13 protein-coding genes and 6 tRNA genes are annotated in these 21,642 nt (G+C 50.7%); 4 read left to right on the top strand and 15 right to left on the bottom strand.

Features of this window, described 5'->3' with window-relative positions; all coding sequences use genetic code 11:
* Nucleotides 1–62 precede the first annotated feature (62 nt).
* The 12 genes from G461_RS0122100 to G461_RS0122045 form a co-directional block, all read right to left on the bottom strand.
* Nucleotides 63–136 (bottom strand) — tRNA-Cys (locus tag G461_RS0122100).
* Between the two features lie 84 nt (nt 137–220).
* Nucleotides 221–296 (bottom strand) — tRNA-Gly (locus tag G461_RS0122095).
* 55 nt (nt 297–351) lie between these two features.
* Nucleotides 352–438 (bottom strand) — tRNA-Leu (locus G461_RS0122090).
* Between the two features lie 4 nt (nt 439–442).
* Nucleotides 443–516 (bottom strand) — tRNA-Cys (locus G461_RS0122085).
* Nucleotides 517–538: 22 nt separating this feature from the next.
* Nucleotides 539–614: transfer RNA gene (locus G461_RS0122080), tRNA-Gly, on the bottom strand.
* Nucleotides 615–808: 194 nt separating this feature from the next.
* Entirely contained in the window at nt 809–1,351 is a 543-nt protein-coding gene (pgsA, locus tag G461_RS0122075) for a CDP-diacylglycerol--glycerol-3-phosphate 3-phosphatidyltransferase (RefSeq protein ID WP_026973488.1), read from the bottom strand.
* 46 nt (nt 1,352–1,397) lie between these two features.
* Nucleotides 1,398–3,254 (bottom strand): excinuclease ABC subunit UvrC, encoded by a 1,857-nt coding sequence (uvrC, locus tag G461_RS0122070; RefSeq protein WP_026973487.1) that lies wholly within the window; start codon nt 3,252–3,254, stop codon nt 1,398–1,400.
* Nucleotides 3,254–3,898, bottom strand: coding sequence for a UvrY/SirA/GacA family response regulator transcription factor (gene uvrY / locus G461_RS0122065; protein WP_026960580.1), 645 nt, complete (start codon nt 3,896–3,898; stop codon nt 3,254–3,256). Before uvrY ends, uvrC begins: the two co-directional genes overlap by 1 nt.
* Nucleotides 3,899–4,105: 207 nt before the next feature.
* Nucleotides 4,106–4,196 (bottom strand) — tRNA-Ser (locus tag G461_RS0122060).
* Nucleotides 4,197–4,390: 194 nt separating this feature from the next.
* The gene (locus tag G461_RS0122055) at nt 4,391–5,881 is read right to left on the bottom strand and encodes a glutamate synthase subunit beta (RefSeq protein WP_026973486.1); all 1,491 of its coding nucleotides are present in this window, start codon (nt 5,879–5,881) and stop codon (nt 4,391–4,393) included.
* Between the two features lie 9 nt (nt 5,882–5,890).
* Complete coding sequence (gene gltB / locus G461_RS0122050) at nt 5,891–10,528, bottom strand: glutamate synthase large subunit (protein WP_026973485.1); 4,638 nt, start codon at nt 10,526–10,528, stop codon at nt 5,891–5,893.
* A gap of 464 nt (nt 10,529–10,992) precedes the next feature.
* Nucleotides 10,993–11,910 (bottom strand): manganese-dependent inorganic pyrophosphatase, encoded by a 918-nt coding sequence (locus G461_RS0122045; RefSeq protein ID WP_026973484.1) that lies wholly within the window; start codon nt 11,908–11,910, stop codon nt 10,993–10,995.
* Nucleotides 11,911–12,153: 243 nt separating this feature from the next.
* Between G461_RS0122045 and G461_RS0122040 the strand changes: the two genes are divergently transcribed.
* Genes G461_RS0122040 through G461_RS0122030 form a run of 3 tightly spaced genes read left to right on the top strand, consistent with a single transcriptional unit; the run spans nt 12,154 to nt 15,279 of the window.
* Nucleotides 12,154–12,819, top strand: a complete 666-nt coding sequence (locus tag G461_RS0122040) for a Bax inhibitor-1/YccA family protein (RefSeq protein ID WP_026973483.1) — start codon at nt 12,154–12,156, stop codon at nt 12,817–12,819.
* A gap of 50 nt (nt 12,820–12,869) precedes the next feature.
* Nucleotides 12,870–14,921, top strand: a complete 2,052-nt coding sequence (locus G461_RS0122035) for an FUSC family membrane protein (protein ID WP_084429481.1) — start codon at nt 12,870–12,872, stop codon at nt 14,919–14,921.
* A 25-nt stretch (nt 14,922–14,946) separates the two neighbouring features.
* Nucleotides 14,947–15,279 carry a TusE/DsrC/DsvC family sulfur relay protein gene (locus G461_RS0122030; protein ID WP_026973481.1) on the top strand — a complete coding sequence of 111 codons (333 nt, stop codon included), beginning with the start codon at nt 14,947–14,949 and terminating at the stop codon, nt 15,277–15,279.
* A gap of 65 nt (nt 15,280–15,344) precedes the next feature.
* Here the strand turns inward: G461_RS0122030 and G461_RS0122025 are convergent, their stop codons facing one another.
* The 3 genes from G461_RS0122025 to G461_RS0122015 all read right to left on the bottom strand — a co-directional run bounded on the left by G461_RS0122025 (nt 15,345) and on the right by G461_RS0122015 (nt 19,226).
* Nucleotides 15,345–16,364: a porin gene (locus tag G461_RS0122025; RefSeq protein WP_026973480.1), complete on the bottom strand. Its 1,020-nt coding sequence runs from the start codon at nt 16,362–16,364 to the stop codon at nt 15,345–15,347.
* A 442-nt stretch (nt 16,365–16,806) separates the two neighbouring features.
* A complete protein-coding gene (locus tag G461_RS25750; RefSeq protein ID WP_051333764.1) occupies nt 16,807–17,874 on the bottom strand; it encodes a porin in 1,068 nt (355 codons plus the stop codon).
* A gap of 359 nt (nt 17,875–18,233) precedes the next feature.
* Nucleotides 18,234–19,226 (bottom strand): porin, encoded by a 993-nt coding sequence (locus G461_RS0122015; RefSeq protein ID WP_026973479.1) that lies wholly within the window; start codon nt 19,224–19,226, stop codon nt 18,234–18,236.
* A gap of 396 nt (nt 19,227–19,622) precedes the next feature.
* Here G461_RS0122015 and dinG point away from each other — a divergent pair, with 396 nt between their 5' ends.
* Nucleotides 19,623–21,638 carry an ATP-dependent DNA helicase DinG gene (gene dinG, locus G461_RS0122010; RefSeq protein ID WP_026973478.1) on the top strand — a complete coding sequence of 672 codons (2,016 nt, stop codon included), beginning with the start codon at nt 19,623–19,625 and terminating at the stop codon, nt 21,636–21,638.
* The last annotated feature ends 4 nt before the right edge of the window (nt 21,639–21,642 follow it).

Here is a 21,642-nt window from a genome sequence, read left to right as displayed (position 1 = left end):
TGAATAAATTCAAAAAGTTGTCATCGTTTGGGGAGATAAAAGAATTTGAAGAGAGAGTAAGATGGAGGCGGAACCCGGAGTCGAACCGAGATCCACGGATTTGCAATCCGCTGCATAGCCATTCTGCCATTCCGCCGTACTTACTTAACTAGAAGAGTCTAGTTGAAGATTGGTGTTGCCTGACGATTGTCATTCACACCATAAGCCATGAGGCTTAAATTGGAGCGGCACACGAGGTTCGAACTCGTGACCTCAACCTTGGCAAGGTTGCGCTCTACCAGCTGAGCTAGTGCCGCTTCGTTGTAAAGTTTTAAGTGAGAATCTTAAAACTTGTTTCCTTTTTAAAGAAAGTGGTGCCCGGGGCCGGACTTGAACCGGCACGCTGTTACCAGCGAGGGATTTTAAATCCCTTGTGTCTACCAATTTCACCACCCGGGCGTTATGGAGGCGGAACCCGGAGTCGAACCGAGATCCACGGATTTGCAATCCGCTGCATAGCCATTCTGCCATTCCGCCATCGTACTTTCTTAAGAAAGTTTGGAGCGGCACACGAGGTTCGAACTCGTGACCTCAACCTTGGCAAGGTTGCGCTCTACCAGCTGAGCTAGTGCCGCTTCATTTTAGAATCAAAACAGTGACTATTCTGACTCCAAGCAAGAGGTCTTGCTGATATCGAAGAAGCTGGTTTAGCGCCCTGCCCCCTCGATGTGCTGTGCATTGTAGCGGCCTCAGGATTTAGGTCAACAGTCTTTTTTAATGTTTTTGACTGTTCGAGTAAAAACTAGCCCGCAACGTTTATTTAGTGCACTTAACGCATTAATTCTGGCCAAGCTGCACGTAAATAAACCACCATAGACCAAAGAGTTAGGCCGGTTGCCGCCCATAAACTTACCATGCCAACGATATGCAGCATTGGGTGTAGCTGAGCGATTAGCACAATTAGCGAGATCATCTGGAAGGTGGTCTTGTATTTGCCGATATTCGACACCGCAACCGTGGAGCGTTTACCCAGTTCTGCCATCCACTCACGCAGTGCCGAAATGATCACTTCACGCGCCACCATCACTACGGCAGGAATAGTTACCCACAGATCTTGATAGTGATGAACCAAGACTACCAAAGCGGTAACAACCATCACTTTATCGGCCACAGGGTCCAAAAACGCCCCAAATGGGGTGCTTTGCTCTAGTTTGCGCGCCAGGTAACCGTCAAGGTAATCGGTGATTGCCGCCAAACTGAAAACCAGTGCTGCAGCGATATATGCCCATTCGACAGGAAGATAGAAGGCGATAAGAAAAAACGGAATCAGTACGACTCGGAACAGCGTCAGTATATTTGGGATATTGTTCATAGTGTGTCATTAACAGCATTGATGGCGCTATGGTGCATAAAAACGGCTAGTGATGCAATGCATCATGAATATTGTGCGCCAGTTCATTGCTAATCCCTGGCACTTTACTTAACTCCTCCACGCTGGCTTGCTTAACTTGCTGCAAACCGCCCAGATAGCTTAGTAGAGCTTGGCGTTTCTTCGGCCCAACTCCTGGGATCTTTTCTAAACTGCTCTGCTGGCGTGCTTTGTCGCGGCGATTTCGATGACCGGTAATCGCAAAGCGGTGGCTTTCATCACGAATATGCTGGATGAGGTGCAAGGCCTTAGAATCGGAAGGTAGATGCTCTTCCCTGCGGCTTTCGCCTATCAGCAGCGTTTCAAGACCGGGCTTACGCGTCACACCTTTGGCAACGCCGACCAGCAATGGCTGGCGTTCCATATCGAGGGATTCAATCACGTTAAAGGCGGCATTTACCTGCCCCTTTCCGCCATCGATAAACAGAATGTCGGGGATCTTATCCGCTGACTGCTGTTTACCATAGCGGCGCAGCAGCGCTTGTTGCATCGCCGCGTAATCATCACCGCCGGTAATACCTTCGATGTTGAAGCGGCGATAATCGGTTTTAAGCGGCCCTTCCCGGTTGAACACCACGCACGAGGCCACGGTCAGCTCGCCTTGGGTATGGCTGATATCGAAACACTCCATACGCTTGATGGGCTGCTGCATATCCAACACGGCTTCTAACTCGGTAATGCGCTGATGCACGGTGCTACGCTGAGTTAGCTTAGTTTGTAGGGCGTTCTGGGCGTTGGTATTAGCCAGCGCGACAAAACGTTGCTTCTCGCCGCGCTTAGGCACCCGTAATGACACGCTCAGTTGCGACTGCTCTGACAGCACGCTGGCAATCGCGTCCCAATCTTCGTCCACGCTCGGCAGTAAGATCTCCTCGACCCGGCTACTCTGGCGCTGCTCTGAGAGGTAGTACTGCAACACAAAGCTGCGCAGCACTTCTTCTGGCTCAACTTGCGCGGGCACCTTGGGGTAATAGGAGCGACTGCCCAACACTTGGCCATCGCGGATCATCAGCAGATGGACGACCGCTACGCCATTGGAGAAGGCAAAGCCAATCACGTCGCTGTGACCGACGTTACCGGTTACAAACTGCTGCTCTTGTACTGCACGCATCGCCTGGATCTGATCGCGTAGCGCCGCGGCTTTTTCAAAGGCCAACTCACTGCTGGCTTGCTGCATCTTCTCCACCAGCAGGTTAATCACCTCTTGGCTTTTGCCCTTGAGGAACATTCTCGCCAGATTAACTTGCTGCTGGTAGTCGTCATCGCTAATCAAGCCTTTCACACACGGGCCAGAGCAGCGCTTTAACTGATACTGCAAACATGGGCGGGTACGGTTGGCGTACTCGTTATCACTACATTGGCGAATAGGAAACAAGCGCTGCATCAGGTGCAGGCTTTTGTGCACGGCCCCACCATTGGGGTACGGCCCGAAATACTCGCCTTTCGCTCGACGAGGCCCTCGGTGCATACCAATACGCGGGTGCTTATGATCGGTAACCAGAATGTATGGATAGCTTTTGTCGTCACGCAACAACACGTTGTACTTGGGTAAGTACTTTTTGATCAGGTTGTGCTCGAGGATCAGCGCTTCGGTTTCGGTATGGGTGACCGTTACTTCAATGCGCGCAATTTGGCTCACCAAAGCGCGGGTTTTCGCGCTGTCGACCCGCTTGCGAAAATAGGAGCTTAAGCGTTTCTTGAGTGACTTTGCCTTGCCAACGTAGATAACCTCGTCGGCGGCGCTATACATACGATAGACGCCACTTTCTTCGGTCACTCGCTTGAGGAAGGCTTTACTGTCAAAGCCTTCCGTATCCGCGGAGTCAGGTTGAAGCGGCTGCGACATTACAGTTTTTCGGAATCGATCATTCCGTGGCGGATCGCCAAATGGGTTAGCTCTACGTCACCTTTAATACTGAGCTTTTCGAACAGGCGATAACGGTAGGAGTTAACGGTTTTCGGGCTCAGGCTAAGCTGCTCTGAGATGTCGTTAACCTTCTCACCCCGTGTGATCATCAGCATGATTTGCAGCTCTCGCTCAGACAGCGCGTCGAAAGGGTTCTCTCCCGGCGAGCTAAACTGGCTAAGCGCCATCTGCTGAGCGATCTCTGGCGAGAGATAACGCTGACCGGCATTAACTGCCCGGATGGCGTTGAGCATCTCTTCAGGTGCCGCGCTCTTGGTCAGGTAGCCACAGGCGCCGGCCTGCATTACCTTGGCGGGGAATGGGTTCTCGGTATGTACGGTGAGTACAATGATTTTGGCATCAGGGTTATAGCGCAGGATCTTGCGGGTGGCTTCTACCCCACCAATACCGGGCATGTTCATATCCATCAGAATGACGCTGGCTTGGTTCTGACGACACCATTGCACCGCTTCTTCGCCACTCTGTGCTTCACCGATAACTTTAAAGCCTCTTACGTCCTCTAATATGCGTCGAATTCCTTTACGAACAAGCTCATGGTCATCAACCAGAAAGACATTAATCAAAGGGTATACTCCAGGCTGTTGGAAACATCGTTAGTTGAGCAGTTGCGCAACCAGAAAACTTTATATCCCAACGATATAAAAAAGAAAAGTATTTACCACTGATAATGTTAGTCGAATTAGTAGGAAAAGAGTCTAAAAGCGAAGTACCTACCAACGCAGGCAAAAACAAGACATAAAAAAACCGAGCTAGAAGCTCGGTTTAGCAGATGGCGGAGGGGGAGAGATTTGAACTCTCGGTGAGCTATTAACCCACGCCGGTTTTCAAGACCGGTGCATTCGACCACTCTGCCACCCCTCCGCAGAAGACGGGCGCATAATACTGAGCGATTTGCTGCTTGTAAACAGTTAAATCGCTAAACTGTGTTGTTTGCTTATTTGCCGATCAATCTGTGTGTTTTCAGTGCTCTAGTGCTTGGTTAAGCAAGTTGCCCGTTAAGCAAATACAAAAAGGGCCCGCCGTAGCGAGCCCTTTTATTTCAACAAACGTTTCGCTTAGCGAGGCAGGTAGCTCTTACCCATCAAGAAGGTGTCGATGGCTTGTGCAGCACCACGGCCTTCGTTGATAGCCCACACGATCAGGCTCTGTCCACGACGGGCATCGCCCGCAGCAAACACACCTTTCGTGCTAGTGGCGTACTCACCGTATTCAGCTTTCGCGTTGCTGCGTGCATCTTTCTCTACACCCAGCTCGTCGATGATTGCTGCCTCTGGACCTAAGAAGCCCATTGCCAGCAATACCAAGTCTGCCTTGATGACTTCTTCGCTGCCCGGTACTGGCTGAGGCACCATTTGACCTGAAGCATTCTTGGCCCACTCGATTTTCACGGTGTGAACGGCAGTCACTTGGCCTTGCTCGTTGCCTTCCAGTTTTTGCGTCATCACCAGGTAACGACGTGGGTCTTCACCCTGAATAGCGATGGCTTCGTCTTGACCGTAGTCACGCTTAAGGGTGCGCTTGAACTCAGGCCATGGGTTGTCAGCTGCACGCTCTTCTGGCGGCTGAGGCATGATCTCAAGCTGTGTTACCTGAGCACACTTGTGGCGCAGCGAGGTGCCCACACAGTCGGTGCCAGTATCACCACCACCGATAACCACAACATGCTTGTCTTTTGCACTGATGTAGTTGCCATCTTCCAGGTTGCTGTCCAGTAAGCTCTTGGTGTTTTTGCCCAAGAACTCCATGGCGAAGTGCACGCCTTCAAGCTGGCGGCCTTCTACTGGTAGATCGCGCGGCACAGTTGCACCGGTCGCAATTAGCAGCGCATCATAGTCATCGTTTAGGCGCGTTACTGGGATGTCTTTACCCACTTCCACGCCAGTCTTGAACTCAATGCCCTCTTCGCGCATCAGGTCGATACGGCGCTCAACGATCTCTTTCTGCAGCTTCATGTTCGGAATACCGTACATCAGCAGGCCACCGATACGGTCGGCACGCTCGTATACCGTAACCTTGTGGCCGGCAGAGTTAAGCTGCGCAGCCGCGGCCAGACCGGCAGGGCCTGAACCGACAACGGCGACCTTTTTACCGGTGCGGGTTTTCGGCGGATTAGCCTTCACCCAGCCCTCTTTAAAGGCACGCTCGATGATGTTGTACTCCTGATTCTTGATGGCCACCGGTGGCGCATTAATCCCCAGAACACACGAGTCTTCACACGGCGCAGGACAAACCCGGCCGGTGAACTCTGGGAAGTTATTGGTCTTGTGCAGACGGTCGATGGCGTCTTGCCAGCGGCCGCGATACACCAAGTCATTCCACTCAGGGATCAGGTTGTTAATCGGACAACCGGCTACCCGAGGGGCGACCGATGAGTCGCCGGAGTGACAGAACGGGATACCACAGTCCATGCAGCGTGATGCTTGGTCCTTGGTAGCCTGTTCACTCATTGGGCTTTTTACTTCTAGCCAATCAATTAGACGCTCAGCCGGATCTCGGTCCGCAGCCAGCTTCCTTTCTATCTCTAAAAATCCAGTTGGATTAGCCATTTCTCTCTCCTAAACTGTCGCTGGCTTGGCAGCTTTGGCCGCTTCTTTCGCTTCGTTGACTTTGGCAAGGTGCATATCAAATGCCGCTACCGCAATATCGTAGTCGTTGTCGTACTGACCAGACTCACGCGCTTGCTTCATGTAACCCTGCATGCGCTCGTAGTCAGTCGGCATAACACGTACGAACTGCTTAACCGCTACCTGCCAATCGTCCAACAGCTCTTTAGCCACGTCAGATTCGGTGTTCTGATAGTGTTTCTCGATAAGCGCTTTCAGCTCTGAGGCTTCCTGCTCATCGTCGATGCCAGATAGGCGCACCATCTCCATGTTGCAACGCTCAGCGAACTTGCCGCTGCGATCCAGTACATAAGCCACACCGCCCGACATACCGGCAGCGAAGTTACGGCCGGTCTCACCCAAGATGACGGCTTTACCACCGGTCATGTATTCACAGCCGTGGTCGCCCACGCCCTCAACAACCGCGGTCACACCGGAGTTACGTACACAGAAACGCTCACCCGCTATACCGCGAATAAAGGCTTCACCAGAGGTGCCGCCAAAGAAGGCCACGTTACCAATGATGATGTTATCGCGCGCGGCGAATGGCGCTTGTTTAGCTGGGTAAACCACCAGCTTGGCACCGGACAGTCCTTTACCGAAGTAGTCGTTGGCATCGCCTTCCAGCTCGAAGCTCACGCCCTTGGCGGCGAAAGCTGCGAAGCTTTGACCGGCACTACCATCGAACTTCACTTTGATGGTGTCTTCGGCCAGACCTTCTGCGCCGTAGCGCTTGGATACTTCGTTCGACACCATGGTACCAACGCTTCGGTTAGTGTTGATGATGTCATAGCTCAGCGATACCGGCTTGGCCGACTCGAGGGCTTCGCTGGCATCTTTGATTAGCTGACGGTCCACGATGTCGTGGATCAAATGTTGCTGCTCGCCACTACAATAGTTGGTTTCGCCCTCGCCCAGAGGTTCCTTGAACAGGATTGGTGATAGGTTCACGCTCTTCTGCTTAGCGGTTTCCAGATCTTCACGTGGTGACAGACACTGAACCTGACCGACCATCTCATTGATGCTACGGAAGCCCAGCTCAGCCATAATCTCACGCAGGCCTTCAGCCAGCATGGTAAAGAAGTTCACCACGTGGTCTACCTGACCTTTGTAACGCTCACGCAAACGGCGGTCTTGCGTTGCGATACCCACAGGACAGGTGTTCAAGTGACACTTACGCATCATGGTACAACCTTCTACCACCAAGGCAGCGGTTGCTACGCCCCACTCTTCCGCACCCAGCAAGGTTGCGATAGCAAGGTCGCGCGGGGTCTTCATCTGACCGTCGGCCTGAACCACGATACGCGAGCGCAGGCGGTTCTTAATCAGGGTTTGGTTAGTTTCAGCCAGCCCCAGCTCCCACGGCAGACCCGCGTGCTTAATCGAACTCAGTGGCGATGCACCGGTACCACCATCGTGGCCAGCAATCAGTACCACGTCGGCATAGCCCTTACATACGCCCGATGCGATGGTGCCAACGCCCGCCTCAGATACCAACTTCACGTTGATACGCGCTTCGCGGTTAGCGTTCTTCAGGTCATAAATAAGCTGCGCCAAATCTTCAATCGAGTAGATATCGTGGTGTGGCGGTGGCGAAATCAGGCCTACACCCGGAGTAGAACCACGGGTCTTACCGATCCATGCATCTACTTTATCGCCCGGCAACTGACCACCTTCACCGGGCTTAGCACCCTGGGCCATCTTAATCTGCAGCTCTTCGGCGTTGGCCAAGTAGTGGCTGGTTACACCGAATCGACCAGAGGCAACCTGCTTGATCTTGGACAGCATCGAGTCGCCATTTTCCATCTTCTCGAAACGGATTGGATCCTCACCGCCCTCACCCGAGTTGGACTTACCGCCAATGCGGTTCATCGCAATCGCCAAGGTGGTGTGCGCTTCCCAAGAGATCGAGCCGAAGCTCATCGCACCGGTAGCGAAACGCTTCATGATATCATCGGCAGACTCCACTTCGCTCAGCGGAATACTTGGGCGATCGGAGTTAAACTTCAGCAAGCCACGCAGGGTGTATGACTCTTTAGCTTGGTTATCAACGTGACGTGCATAGTCTTTGAACACATCGTAGTTATTGGTGCTACTGGCGTGTTGCAGCAAACGAATGGTGTTCGGGTTGAACAAGTGACGCTCACCATCTTTACGCCATGCATATTCGCCGCCAGATTTAAGCAGCAAATCACCGAATGGGTTGTCGTCGGTTGGGAAGCCTTCACGGTGACGAGCCAGTGCTTCGCCAGCGATGTCATTCAGGCTCAAGCCTTCTACACGGCTTACGGTGCCGGTGAAGTATTTATCAACCACTTCTTGGTTGATACCCAGCGCTTCGAAGATCTGCGCACCTTGGTAGGATTGCAGGGTTGAGATACCCATCTTCGAGAAAATCTTCAACAGACCGCTGCCAATGCCTTTGGTGTACTTGGCGATCACCTGATCATTGCTCAGATCAGTGCTCAAGATACCTTGGTCGCGCATGTCGAACAGGGTTTCGATGGCCAAGTACGGGTTAACCGCGGCTGCACCAAAGCCCAAAACGGTGGCAAAGTGATGAGTTTCGCGGATATCGCCAGACTCAACGATGATATCAGCTTGCGCACGGATACCTTCGCGGATCAGGTAGTGGTGAACCGCCGCTGTAGCCAGTACTGACGGAATTGCAGCGTGATCACTATCGACCTTGCGGTCACTCAGGATGATGATCGAGAAACCATCTTCGATGTAATCTTTGGCGTGACGACAGATACGCTCTAGCGCCTTCTCCAACTCGCCTTCTTTGCCATTGGCCTGGAAGGTGGTGTGGATAGTGGCAGCCTGGAAGTGGTTTTGATCCACATGGCGCAGTTTGGCCAACTGTTCGTTGGTCAGCAACGGCTGTTTGATCTCTACCTTTCGACAATGCAGCGCGGTCTCTTCAAGCAGGTTCAAGTCGGCGCCCACGTAAGTGCGCAGCGACATCACCATCTCTTCACGGATAGGGTCGATTGGCGGGTTGGTTACCTGGGCAAACAACTGCTTAAAGTAGTGGCTGAGGTGCGGGTTCTGCTGAGACAGAATCGCCAATGGCGTATCGGTACCCATTGCGCCCAGCGGCTCTTTACCGCCATTTACCATCGGCTTAAGGATGGCATTAATGTCTTCTTGGCTGTAACCGAAGGCCTTTTGGCGCTTCTCCAAGCTATGTTGGGTGGCGAAACGGTCGTTACCGGTAGGCAGTGGCAGCTCGTCCAAAACAATCTTGTTGTTCTCGACCCAATCGCCATAAGGCTGGCTTGAACATACGCGATGCTTCACTTCGTCATCGGCGATGATGCGACCTTCTTCTAGATCGGCAATGAAGATCTTACCGGGCTGCAAGCGGCCCTTCTGTACCACTTTGCTTTGGTCAACGACCAGGGCGCCGGTCTCCGAGCCCATTACCACCAAGCCATCGTCGGTTACCAAGTAGCGCGAAGGACGCAGACCGTTACGGTCTAGGGTGGCGCCAATCTTTTTGCCGTCGGTGAATGAGATAGAAGCAGGGCCATCCCATGGCTCCATTACGCACGAGTAGTACTCGTAGAATGCGCGCTTAACCGGGTCCATGTCGTCCTGGGTTTGCCAAGCTTCTGGCACAACCATCATCATCACCTGCTCTAGCGGGCGACCGCTCATTACCAACAGCTCAACACACATGTCGAGGTTGGCCGAGTCAGAGCGCGACAGGTCGCACACTGGGTAGATCATCTCCAACTCTTCTTTAGAGAAGTTGATGTTGGCAAACAGCGCTTCGCGGGCACGCATCCAGTTTACGTTGCCTTTTACGGTGTTAATTTCACCGTTGTGGGCAATGTAGCGGAATGGCTGAGCCAAACGCCAAGCTGGGAAAGTGTTGGTAGAGAAACGCGAGTGGAACATCGCAATCGCTGACACGACCCGCTCTTCTTGCAGATCCAAGTAGTACTTACGTACCTGCGCGGTAGTTAGCTGACCTTTATATACGATGGTGCGCGATGACATAGAGGAGATATAGAAATCTTCGTCAACGCCGCTAACGGTGGCATCGGCCAAATGCAGGGTGTATTTGCGCAGTACAAACAGCTTACGCTCGAACACTTGCTGTTCAAGGTTAGCGGGTTTGGCAATAAACACCTGCTCGATTTGTGGCTCGTTATCCAGTGAGGCTTGACCCAAGCTGCTGTTGTCTTTTGGTACCAAACGGTAGCCCAGCAGTTTAAGCCCAAGCTTTTCAATGTTGCGGTTCAGAATCGAGCGACACTCATCACGTAGTGACGCGTCGCTTGGGAAGAACACCATCCCCACGCCGTAGTCGCCGGGCTGTGGCAGGTTAATGCCATTCTTGCTGGTTTCTTCTTTAAAGAATTCATGAGGAAGTTGGATCAGAATACCCGCGCCGTCGCCGCTGTCGACGTCGCAACCGGTTCCACCCCGGTGTTCCATGCAGGTGAGCATAGTCAGGGCATTTTCAATTACATCATGGCTCTTGCGCCCTTTCAGGTGCGCAACAAAGCCGATGCCGCAGCTATCGTGCTCGAAGTCTGGCCTGTACAGGCCCTGATGGTGTTGAGTTGTGTTTGTCATCCAGTAATTCCTATTTACTGCTACTTTGGGCGTTCCTAACCGCTAGTGCTATTCATCCCAAAGCACGTTTAGTTCTCGCTGGGAGTGACCACCTTTATTAATGGTGGCATTACCGCAGATTGTTAGTCGAATACTCTGCTTTCCCTTGATTTTCCAGTATCTACCAGCAGAAGCTTTGTCGCTTTTTCGGCAGACCGAAAGGACACCTTACCACAGGTCGAAAGTAAATTTCACACTTGACAGATAATTTAGTTAAATAATTAACTGTGGTTATGCGAAATATTGACCATATATGCCTAATATCTCAGTATTTTTGCAAATTGATGCATCATCTTCACTACTTAACTAGTGCCAACAACACGTAAGTAATTAAATGACGAAAGTTTTACTCATTGGTAAGTCATTTTACGGCGTTCAGACAGAAAAAAGCCGGGCAAATGCCCGGCTCATCAAAACCCAGTCGCTTATACGTCGAAACGGTTCTGCAGCGGTGGCATCACCTGCTTCTTACGGCTTACGACGCCTGGCAGGTCGATCATTTGACCTTCGAAGCTGCCGCCTAGTGTTTCGGTTACCAGCTCGGCTTCTTCACTGCAGATCAGGCCTTTTGAGGTTAAGGCGTTGATGTCAGTCAGAATCACCAGCGCAGTGTGGTAGCCTTCGTTGTCTTTCAGGCTTTGTAGCGCGGTTTGCAGCTCTTCTTCACGGGCCAGTACCGGGTCCAGAGAAGTCAGCTCAAGCTGAGCGATAGCGAATTGCTTGCCGCCGATCTCGTAGACTTTTTGATCACGCAGCACCAGCTCATCGGCAGGTACCTTGCTTACATCGGATTTAGCCGCAAACTGCTCGTCGGCGAAGGCTTCAACATCGCTAACGCCCGCCAGCTCGGCCAACGCCATTGCCGCAGTGCGGTCTTCTTCTACAAAAGTAGGCGAATTAAACTTCACGGTATCGCTAAGAATGGCGCCCAGCATTAGGGTAGCGGCTTCTTTACTTGGGGTAATGCCTGCTGCTTTGTACATGCTGTAGACAATGGTACAGCTGCAGCCAACTGGGCGGATCCAGCACTCTAGCGGTTCAGCGGTGGTGATATCACCGAGTTTATGGTGATCAACGATGCCACGAATGGTGGCTTGTTTGGCATCTTTTGGCGCCTGGCCCCAATCTGAGTAATCGATAAGCCAAACTTCTTCACCCGCGATTTCGGTGCGCACTTCCGGGGCATCAAAGCCGATCTTGTCTAACAGGAACTGAGCTTCTGGATTCGGTGTGCCTTGGGCAATCGCGGTAGCCGGGGTACCTTTCTTGGTTAAAAGCTCTGCCAGTGAGATAGCACCAGCGATACTGTCGCAATCGGGATTGGTGTGTCCGAGAACTAACATCTAAATATCCACTCTAAGTTGTATAACGGTAACTGTCTGGCGATGATAGGGCGCAGCGCCTTTGAGTTCAACTAGACCTTGATATTAGGCTGTAAAAACGGCATAAAATGTTAAAGGTTTGCTAATAACCTGAGTGTTTTACTCAATTATTTGACCTTGATCTTTGATCTTTTTGGGATTTTTGCCGTTATACTAGGGCGAACTCTTGCCCGAGTGGTTTGATTTGAATTACGGAGTCATGACATGAACCAACCAAGCACCATTAAGTACTCTGCGGTTTCTGCCTTAGAAACCAACAAAGTACTTCGTAACACCTACGCCCTGCTCTCGATGACCTTGTTCACCAGTGCCTTGGCTGCCTTATTTGCTATGGCGATTGGCATTGGACCTATGGCTTCTTTGGGCATGATGATTGGCGCCATCGTAATCGTATGGTTTGTTTTGCCACGCAGCATTAACTCTTCAATGGGTATCGTTTGGACCTTTGTGTTCACCTCGTTGATGGGCGCATCGCTTGGCCCAACACTCACCTACTATGTGAGCTTGGACCAAGGCCCAATGATTGTTATGCAAGCACTTGGCATGACCGGCCTTATCTTCTTTGCGATGTCAGGCTATGTACTGACTACCAAGAAGAACATGAGCTTTATGGGTGGCTTCTTGGGCGCAGGCCTGATTGTGTTGCTGATTTGTATGGTACTGAACATCTTCTTCGGTACGCCTGCAACTAGCCTGGCTATCAGCGCCGCCGTAGTTATGTTGTTCTCTGGTTTCATCCTATATGACACCAGCCGCATCCTCCGCGGTGAGGAGACCAACTACATCGCAGCAACTGTTAGCATGTACCTAAACCTGTTCAACATCTTCGTTCACTTGTTGCACATCCTTGGTGTAATGAACGACGATTAAACCTTAATTAAGCAGTACTAAACGCCCCGCTAGTCGGGGCGTTTCTTTATATGACACAGACTATTTCGACTCTTCTTAATCAACTCGATTGGCCTCGGGCACTACGTGCCGGATTACTCACAATCGTTTTTTGTGCGCTCATTCCTTGGCTCGACAGCGATACCATCCTTACGATGGTATTGGGCCTGATTGCAGCAGGCTTAGCTGACGGGCCAGATTTCTATCGCCAACCTTTTGCCAGCATCACCATGATGTTGGTGAGTTTTAGCCTTGCCAGCCTCTCAGTCACACTATTGTTCCCCTACCCCTGGCTGTTTGCGCTCGGGCTGGTGGGCTCTACCTATCTGTTTATGCTGATGCCGGTAGTTGGGCAAAAATATGGGTCCATCGCACTGAGCTCGTTGATTGTTGCGGTGTATACCATGCTTGGCTACCACAGCATCGACGAACCATTGATGCAGCCAGTCTGGCTGGTGACTGGCGCTCTACTCTACGCCTGTTCGGCGCTACTGTTCGATCGCGCCTTCCCAACCCTTAGCTTAGATAAACAGCTGCGACAGATGTATCGCCAACTGAGCGGATACGCTGTGTGTAAGGCGCGCCTGTTTCAAGATGGTGCCAATGCGCAGGAGATCTTGCAGCAATTGCGCGAGCGTGCCGCGGCGATCTCCGAACGTGGCAGCCAGATCCGCTACGGCCTGTTTTTGCAGCAGCAGCGCCGTCGCGGCCAGATTGGCTCAGAGCAAATGGATAAGTTTTTCCTTGGTCAATTATTGTTTGAACGACTTAGTGCCGCACACTTTGCCTACTCAGATATTCAGCGCCTGCAGCTCAAGCCACGCTTGCGGGCGCAAGTACGCCAGGTTCTAGTAGATCTCTCGCGTTGTATTACCAATGACGAGAACGATCTCGCAGCTGTAGCCCAACGTGCAAAGGCACTGGCGGGCAGCGAACCTGACTCGCCCGCGCTTATCGGCCTGCTGGATAACGTGCAGCACTGTATCGAGCTGCTTGCCGAACCACCTGAGTTCCCAGAGCCAGAGCATCAGTTTACAACCCGCACTGGTAGTGGGTTGATTGGCTACATTAAGCAAAGCCTGACGCTCAATACCAACATCAACCGCCATGCCCTGCGCGTGTCGAGCTTAATGCTGATAGGCTATGGCGCAGTGCTGTTGTCTGGGCACGATCAAGCATTCTGGCTAATGCTCAGTTGTGTACTTGTCACTAAGCCTAACTACCAGGACACTAAAAGCCGCTTTTCTCAGCGTAGTATTGGAACTGCAGTCGGCATCTTGTTGGCAGCGCTGTTAGCCCAACTATACCTGCCATGGTTTGCCGCATCGCTATTGTTAGCGGTGCTGGTGCTGAGCTTCTTTTTGTTCTTCCACCACAACTATGGCTTGGCGGTGTGCCTGATCACGCTGTTCGTTGGGCTGTCACTGACCTTACAAGGTAGCCAAGGCGGTGAAGTATTGGTGATTCGTCTTGTGGCCACGCTAAGCGGCAGCTTGATGGCGCTCGCTGCATTACGCTGGTTTTGGCCAGATTGGGGCGAAAAACATACTAAAGGCGCGGTAGCCGATGCCTTGCTGCACGGGCAACAATACTTGCACTCGGTATCGCTTCAATTATTAGAGCAGCAAAGCGATGAGCTGCAAGAGTTTCGTATGTCCCGCTACCACTCTCAGCAAAGTAGCGCGCATTTGCTGCGTCACTGGCAACAGCTGATGGCTGAGCCCCAATCAAAACGCGCTACCAGCCCGCAGTTGTATCGCTTTATTGGCCACTATCAAAACTTTCTTAGCCATACAGCCGCGCTGTCTGCCCACCGTACGCAGCAAATCAGCCCTAAAGCGCTTAAAGAGATTGACGGGATCTGTCAGCTATTTTGCAGCCAACTGGGAAGCTTGCATGCCTATCTGGAGAAAAACGAACTGTGGCAGGCCTCGGTGAACGACCTGACTACGGATGTGGCACTGGCCAATAGAAGGTTGTTGCCACTACTACAAGGCAGTGAACAAATCATCGCTTTTCAATTACAATTGCTCGCCGAAGACGTAAGCCGCATGCAAGCTGAGATCAGCGAAGGCGGATGGTAGCAGCTTACTAATAGAGAGAAACACCATGACACTGAGCCTTAACGGCATCGAGATCGCCACCGACAAACACGGTTACCTGAGCGACCACAACGACTGGAGCGAACAACTCGCAGAGATCATCGCCGAACAAGAAGCAATCGAACTAGAAGAACCCCATTGGGAAGTGGTGCGCTTTGTGCGCGAGTTTTATCTGGAGTTCAATACGTCCCCTGCCATGCGCGCACTGGTTAAAGCGATGGCCAAGCGATTTGGGCCAGATAAGGGGAACAGCCGCTATCTGTATAAGTTGTTCCCAAAAGGTCCAGCGAAACAGGCGACTAAGATTGCCGGGCTGCCTAAACCGGTTAAATGTATTTAGTGCCAACAACGACAAAAGCCACCGCGAACGGTGGCTTTTCTTTGTCTAACTAACTGAATGTTAGATTAGAAGTAGTAACGAACACCAACAGCGAACAGGTCGTCATCAGCTTTGCTACCACCAGCTTTCTCTTCTACGTTAGCGTATTCACCGTAGAAACGAACGCCAGCGATGTAGTAAGCAGCACCCAAGATGTACTGGGTGTCGCGAGTGCTAGCTGCATCGTAGTCCAAGTAGTTGAAACCTGCGTACAGTTGTACAGAGTTAGGGAAGGTGTAAGCTACAACACCTTCGTAACCGTTTGACTTACGGTCGTACAGATCTTTCAGGTCTGCGTAAACAACAGAAGCGTACCAAGCATCAGTTGCGTAAGTAGCAGCCAGAGCTAGTTGCTTGCTGTCTTTTTGACCAGCAGCAGTGTAGTCAGCTACGTGGTATGCAGCGCCGATGTTCAGACCAAAGTCGAAATCATAGCTAGCAGCAAGTGCGTAGCTTGAGTCACGGTTGTTGCTTTCGTTTTCGAACTGGTATTGAGCAGACAGGTTGAAGTTACCGAAGCTGTTATCGTACTTAACAGACTCATCTGCACGTGCAGTACCGCGCTCATCACCGCCACCGTAGATACCTACAGCAGTACCACCATATACCCAGAATACATCAGTTGCGCCAGCAACTTCGTAGTAGGTTGACCATTGCTTACCAAAGCTGATAGAACCAGCTGAATCGTGGTCGAAAGCGATGAAAGCAAGACGGTTGAAGAAAGAAGTACTGAAACCTACTTCTTCGTCTTCAGTACAATCAGCATCACCACAAGCAACTTTTGAGTTGTTGTTCTGAGGGTTGCCAAGACCATACTCGAGAGTAGAGCGAGCAGTTACACTGTCGGTAATAGACTTGCTGAAGTTGAAGTTAATGCGAGATGAGTTGTTAGTCAGCTCAGTTGAAGAGTCGCTGTTTTCAATCATCAGATTTAAACGACCACCAACGCTGAAGGTCGCGCTGCCATCGTTATAAAGTTCAACCGCTTGAGTAGCGCCAGTTGCTAGAAGCGCTGGTACAGCCAAAGCTAATACTGTTTTTTTCATTGTTCCACTGCCTTTGTAGTTTTAATCCATTTCCCTTGCCCATTTTTGGGCAACAAAATATTTTGCAAATGCAACACCCGTTCAGATGTTCCGTTTGCTGGATCACAATTTTGCAAAAGCTTACGCTGCGTTCAAGCTTTTTTTTCATTTTTGTTGAACTTTTATGACAGTTTGATGTCCGCTGAATAATGACAATTTCATGTCACATTTGTGTCACGCAGGATGTACCGCTTTATGCAACACGAGCAGCACATTATACCACCCAAAAAAGCTCACGCAGCTGCACATTCCTTCACGTCACATCCGGGCAACATATAGCCATCACGCGCAACATTATCATCGTAAGAGCACATCTTTCAGGCAAGCAGTATTGCTTTTAGTAAATCTCGGGCAAAAAAAAGCCACCCAATGGGTGGCTTTCATACTCAGGCCTTAAATAGCCTTAGAAGTGGTAGCGTACGCCAACAGCACCTTTGTTGTCGTTGGTCTTACGACCAGCAGACTTGTCTTCGATAGCTGCGTACTCTGCGTAGAACAGAACGCTGTTCCAGTTGTACATGCCGCCGAAGATGTATTCGCTGTAGCTGTCGTCAGAACCAGCAGTCTTGTCATTAATCAGGTTGAAGCCACCGATCAGTTGGATGCCCATAGGCAGATCGTAGGTTACAGCCAGCTCGTGACCGTGAGCTTTCTCTGAAGTCACGTTACGAGTTTCTGCGAAGTTGTATGCAGCAAACAGGTTGCCCAGGGTGTAGTTGGTGTTCAGAACGTACTGACGCTGATGATCGAAATCAGAGGTGCTCATAGACTCTGGAGTAGGCGCCATGAATACATTGTTTTCGTAGTTAGTACGGTGGAATGCAGCACCAAAGCCCAGACCGAAGTCGAAGTCGTAGGTCGCAGCGAATGCGTAGCTGTTGTCACGGCCGTTGCTAGACAGGATGTTGTCGTAGTCGTCTTTAACTACTTCCAGGTCACCAGAGAACTGGTACATAGCAGACAGGTCAAGGTTACCCAGGCTCAGGTCGTACTTGATTGCTTCGTCAGCACGTGCAGTACCGCGAGCGTCACCGCCGTTGTCGTAGATACCCAGTGCAGAACCACCGTATACCCAGAATACATCGGTAGCACCAGCTACTTCGTAGTAAGTAGACCACTGTTTACCGAAGGTAACAGAACCGAAGTCAGCGTGGTCAAGAGCAACAAAACCCAGACGGTTAGTGAAAGAAGTGTCTACGTTCTTCTGAGGATCACGCATAGCGTATTCCAGAGTAGCACGCGCTTGAACGTTATCGCTCAGCTGACGCTTGAATTGGAAGTTGATACGTGAAGACTGGTTGTCTTGAGCAAAACGACGCTCGCCATCAGCTTCTTTACGAGACTCAGCTTTCAGGTTGATACGACCACCAACGGTGAAAGAGTTGGTGCCATCGTTGTATAGTTCTACTGCTTGAGTTGCGCCTGCAGCCATCATAGCTGGAACGGCCATTGCTAGAATGGTTTTTTTCATTTGTCCACTGCCTAAAGTTGTATGTAATTCATACTCTCCTTGTAGCGATATATATAACCGCAATAATCTTTTGCGGTAGCATATCCATTTGCGGATACAGATATTTGCCGAATATCGAACCTAGTTCAAGCTTTTTTTTAAAAAATTGTGGAACTTTTATGTCAGCGAGATGACCATTGGTACTTAATCTCTTAAGTATCCAGAAGATACTAAGAAACAATATGTTGCAGTATTAGGCGGGAGATAAGTGAGTACTGCCGAGTAGCTTCTAGCTTTAATTACGCAGGACTTCAGCCACAAAAAAACCCGCCGAAGCGGGTTTCTCGTAATTCCAATTGACTTACGTCTGTCAGGACAGCTTAGAAGTTGTACTGAACAGAGATGTCCCACTGGTCATCTACACCAGAGATTTGCTTAGCTGCGTACTCTGCCCATACTTTGATGTTGCTGTTGAACTTGTAGCTTGCGCCCAAGGTGAACACATCAGAGATATCCATTGAACCACCCGCTACATCAACTTCCGAGGTTGCGTAACCTGCGTATAGATCGGTTTGACCCAAGTTGTAAGAAGCTACTAGGTCAAAACCGTCGATATCGGCATCAGCCGCACCAACCTCTACATCTGAGCTTACATAAACTGCTGCTAGGTAAAGAGCGTCCAAGCTGTAGCTAGCGGAAAGCGCGTAGCTTGTTTTCTCTGCGTCAGCTTCGAAATCTACAGAATGGAAACCACCGTAAACAGCTAGACCGAAATCAGTGCTATAACCCAAAGTAGCGGCAACACTGTTGTCGATTTTGCCGAAGGTGAATTCGTCGGTTGGGGTGTCAGGGTTACCAGCAGCGATGGTGTAAGAGTCATTGGTGAATTGGTAAGAAGCACCTACGTACAGACCACCAAACTCACCGGTGTAAACAACTTGGCCTTCTTGACGACCATCTTCAACACCTGCGAAAGCTTCGTAACCGAATTTGTTGAAGATATCGGTAGCAGCCACTGCTTGATAGAAGGCTGTATCTGTTTGGCCAAATACTACAGAGCCCCAAGAGTCGCCTTCAAAACCCGCGTATACGTGACGAGCGTCGAACTCTTTTCCATCTTCAGCGCTGTTTTCTGCAGCGACTTGCCACTCGCCGCGAGCAATACCGTAGAAACCATCGCTAATCATAGATTTTGCTTTGAAGCCCAGACGAGCAGAACCTACACCATTAGTATCTTCGCCTTTGTCGATAATATCGAACTGAGCACGGCCGTAGATGTTCAGAGTAACATCTTCACTATCGTAAACGGTTGCCGCTTGTGCTGATGCTGCGAATAGAGCTGAAGTAGCTACTGCAAGAATTGTCTTTTTCATTTTATGTGCCTTTCTTTGCGATTAAACACTTGTTCCATTATTCCCTGTGTAACAGCGATTTCTCACTGCCAAAAATAATTTATCAACTCATAATCATTTTGCAATATTTTTTGTGAACTTTTTCGCAACTCCGTAAATGCGCCATTTATCATGTGGTTACATATCACGCTGGTTGTAACTGTTCTAAAAGGCGAAACTTTCAGCGAAATATGTCAAAAATATGTATTTTTCACGTGCTGCAAATTTTGCCTAAATCAGCATATTTATCTTCGGCTTCGAAGATGGGCGAGGTATTCTAAGTAGTCATGCGGGAAACCGAGGGAAACGCCTCCATATATAATGTTGGCAGGCGCTACTTCTGGTGGCGGTAAATCAATCAAGTTAAAGAGCTGATTTTTGTTAAGTAGCAAACACAAATCCACCATTCGACACTGGTACAAACAACTGCAAGAGCAGAACCCGGGCTTTGTTACACGCCCGGCGCAGGCCTCACTCATTGCGCAGATTTCACGCGCCATTGCCGGTGATATAGATCGTAAGCAACGTATTTTGCTGGCCGAAGCAGGTACCGGTACTGGTAAATCTCTGGCCTATTTGCTTGCAGCCATTCCACTGGCCAAGGCGTTTAACAAGACCTTGGTGGTCTCCACCGCGACGGTATCGTTGCAGCAACAGTTGATTGAAAAAGACCTGCCTTTATTACACTTGGCCGCCGAAGGTAAGTTTTCATTTGCACTGGCCAAAGGACGCCACCGCTACTGCTGTACCCACAAACTTGCCAACCTTGAATTCAATGGCAAAGGGCTGAGCGATAGTCAGAAGAGTTTGGCAAAAAAGCTTCTGGCGGCGATTCAGCAAAACAAATGGAAAGGCGATCGAGATAGCTGGCCGACCAAGATCTCCGACAGCTTGTGGAAGCAGATCGAGGCCGATGGGCTCAGCTGTAGCCCGCAGTTCCCGCGACACCGCAACTGCCCGTTTCATAAGGCACGTCATGGGCTGAAAAAACAGGATGTGATTGTCGCTAACCACAGCCTGCTGCTAGCGGATTTGTTGGCGGGCAGTGGCCATATCCTCCCTCCCGCCCAGGACTGCATCTATATATTGGACGAAGCCCATCAGTTTCCCGAGATTGCCCGCGAGGCCAATGCCAGTGCACTGGCGGTAAAACATGCCGACAAGCAACTCAAGGCCATCGTTCAGTTCGATAAGCTGCTGGTTAGCAAACTCGATCTACACGGCTTACACGGCCACCGACTTACCCTTAAGGAGTGTTGCGCCAGCCTAGCCAGCTGCTTTGCCAGCTTGAGCGATTTCGCGTTTCAAAACCCCACTAAGTTTGATGACAACCACAACTGGCGCTTTGCCAATGCTGAGCTGCCTAGTTTTTTGACTAACTTGGCAAATAACGCCCGTCCTGCAGCGACCAAGCTGCGCTCCTGCCTGCAAAGCTATGCAGGGGCTATCCAAGAGGCCTTTAACGACAACAAACTAAAAGCCGGTGTTGCCGAGAACTACCTCACCCAGGTCAACCAGCTACTTTATTTTGTAGAAAGTTGGGCGGAGTGCCTTTATGCCTATCAAGAGCCCAGCACCAACAACGCCTATTGGCTGCAACGCAGCGAGCACGAGCTGCTGCTTTGTCATTCGCCCATTGAGATTGGTGGGGTTTTGCAGAACATATTGTGGCAAGAAGCCTTTGCCGCTGTGGCGGTCTCAGCCACTCTCAGTGCATTAGGGCGCTTTGACTTCTTCTTACAACAAGCCGGTTTGGTGAAAAAGCTCAGCTCAGAGCAGATCGTGAAACTGCCTTCGCCCTTCGACTACAAACAGGTCGATTTACTGGTACCCAAACAGCAGCCGGATCCTAACTCCGCCGAGTACCCCGCGTTTGTTGCTGAGCGAGTGCTAAAAGCCTACCAAGCAGGCGCTGCAGTACTCGTGCTGTGCAACTCCTATCGCTTGGTCGATTCAGTGCGCCAAGCCATGGATCCGCGTATCCACAACCTGTGGATACAAGGGGAGCTGAGTAACAACCAGCTATTGGATAAACACCGCCGTTGTTGCGACAGCAAAAAGCCATCGGTGATTCTCGCCACTATTGGCTTTAGCGAGGGCATCGATCTGCCTGGCGATTACCTTACTCACCTGATCATCGCCCGCCTTCCTTTCGCGGTACCGACCGATCCGGTGATGCAGAGCCACTCGGAACTGCTAGAGTCGAAAAACCTTAGCCCCTTTATGCAGTTAACTCTGCCAGCGGCGAGTCGTAAGTTGCTACAAAGCTGCGGAAGACTGATGAGAAAGGAGCAAGACTCAGGTACAATCGAGCTCCTTGATCAGCGCATCCTCACCCGCCGTTACGGAAAACAGCTGATAGCCGCGCTACCACCCTATAACCACAAAGAGTAATTTG

It is taken from the genome of Aliagarivorans marinus DSM 23064 (assembly GCF_000429485.1).
In the GTDB taxonomy this organism is placed as follows: Bacteria; Pseudomonadota; Gammaproteobacteria; order Enterobacterales; family Celerinatantimonadaceae; genus Aliagarivorans; species Aliagarivorans marinus.
The sequence above is the reverse complement of the archived record's forward strand: the minus strand, read 5'-3'. Positions and strand labels throughout refer to the sequence as shown.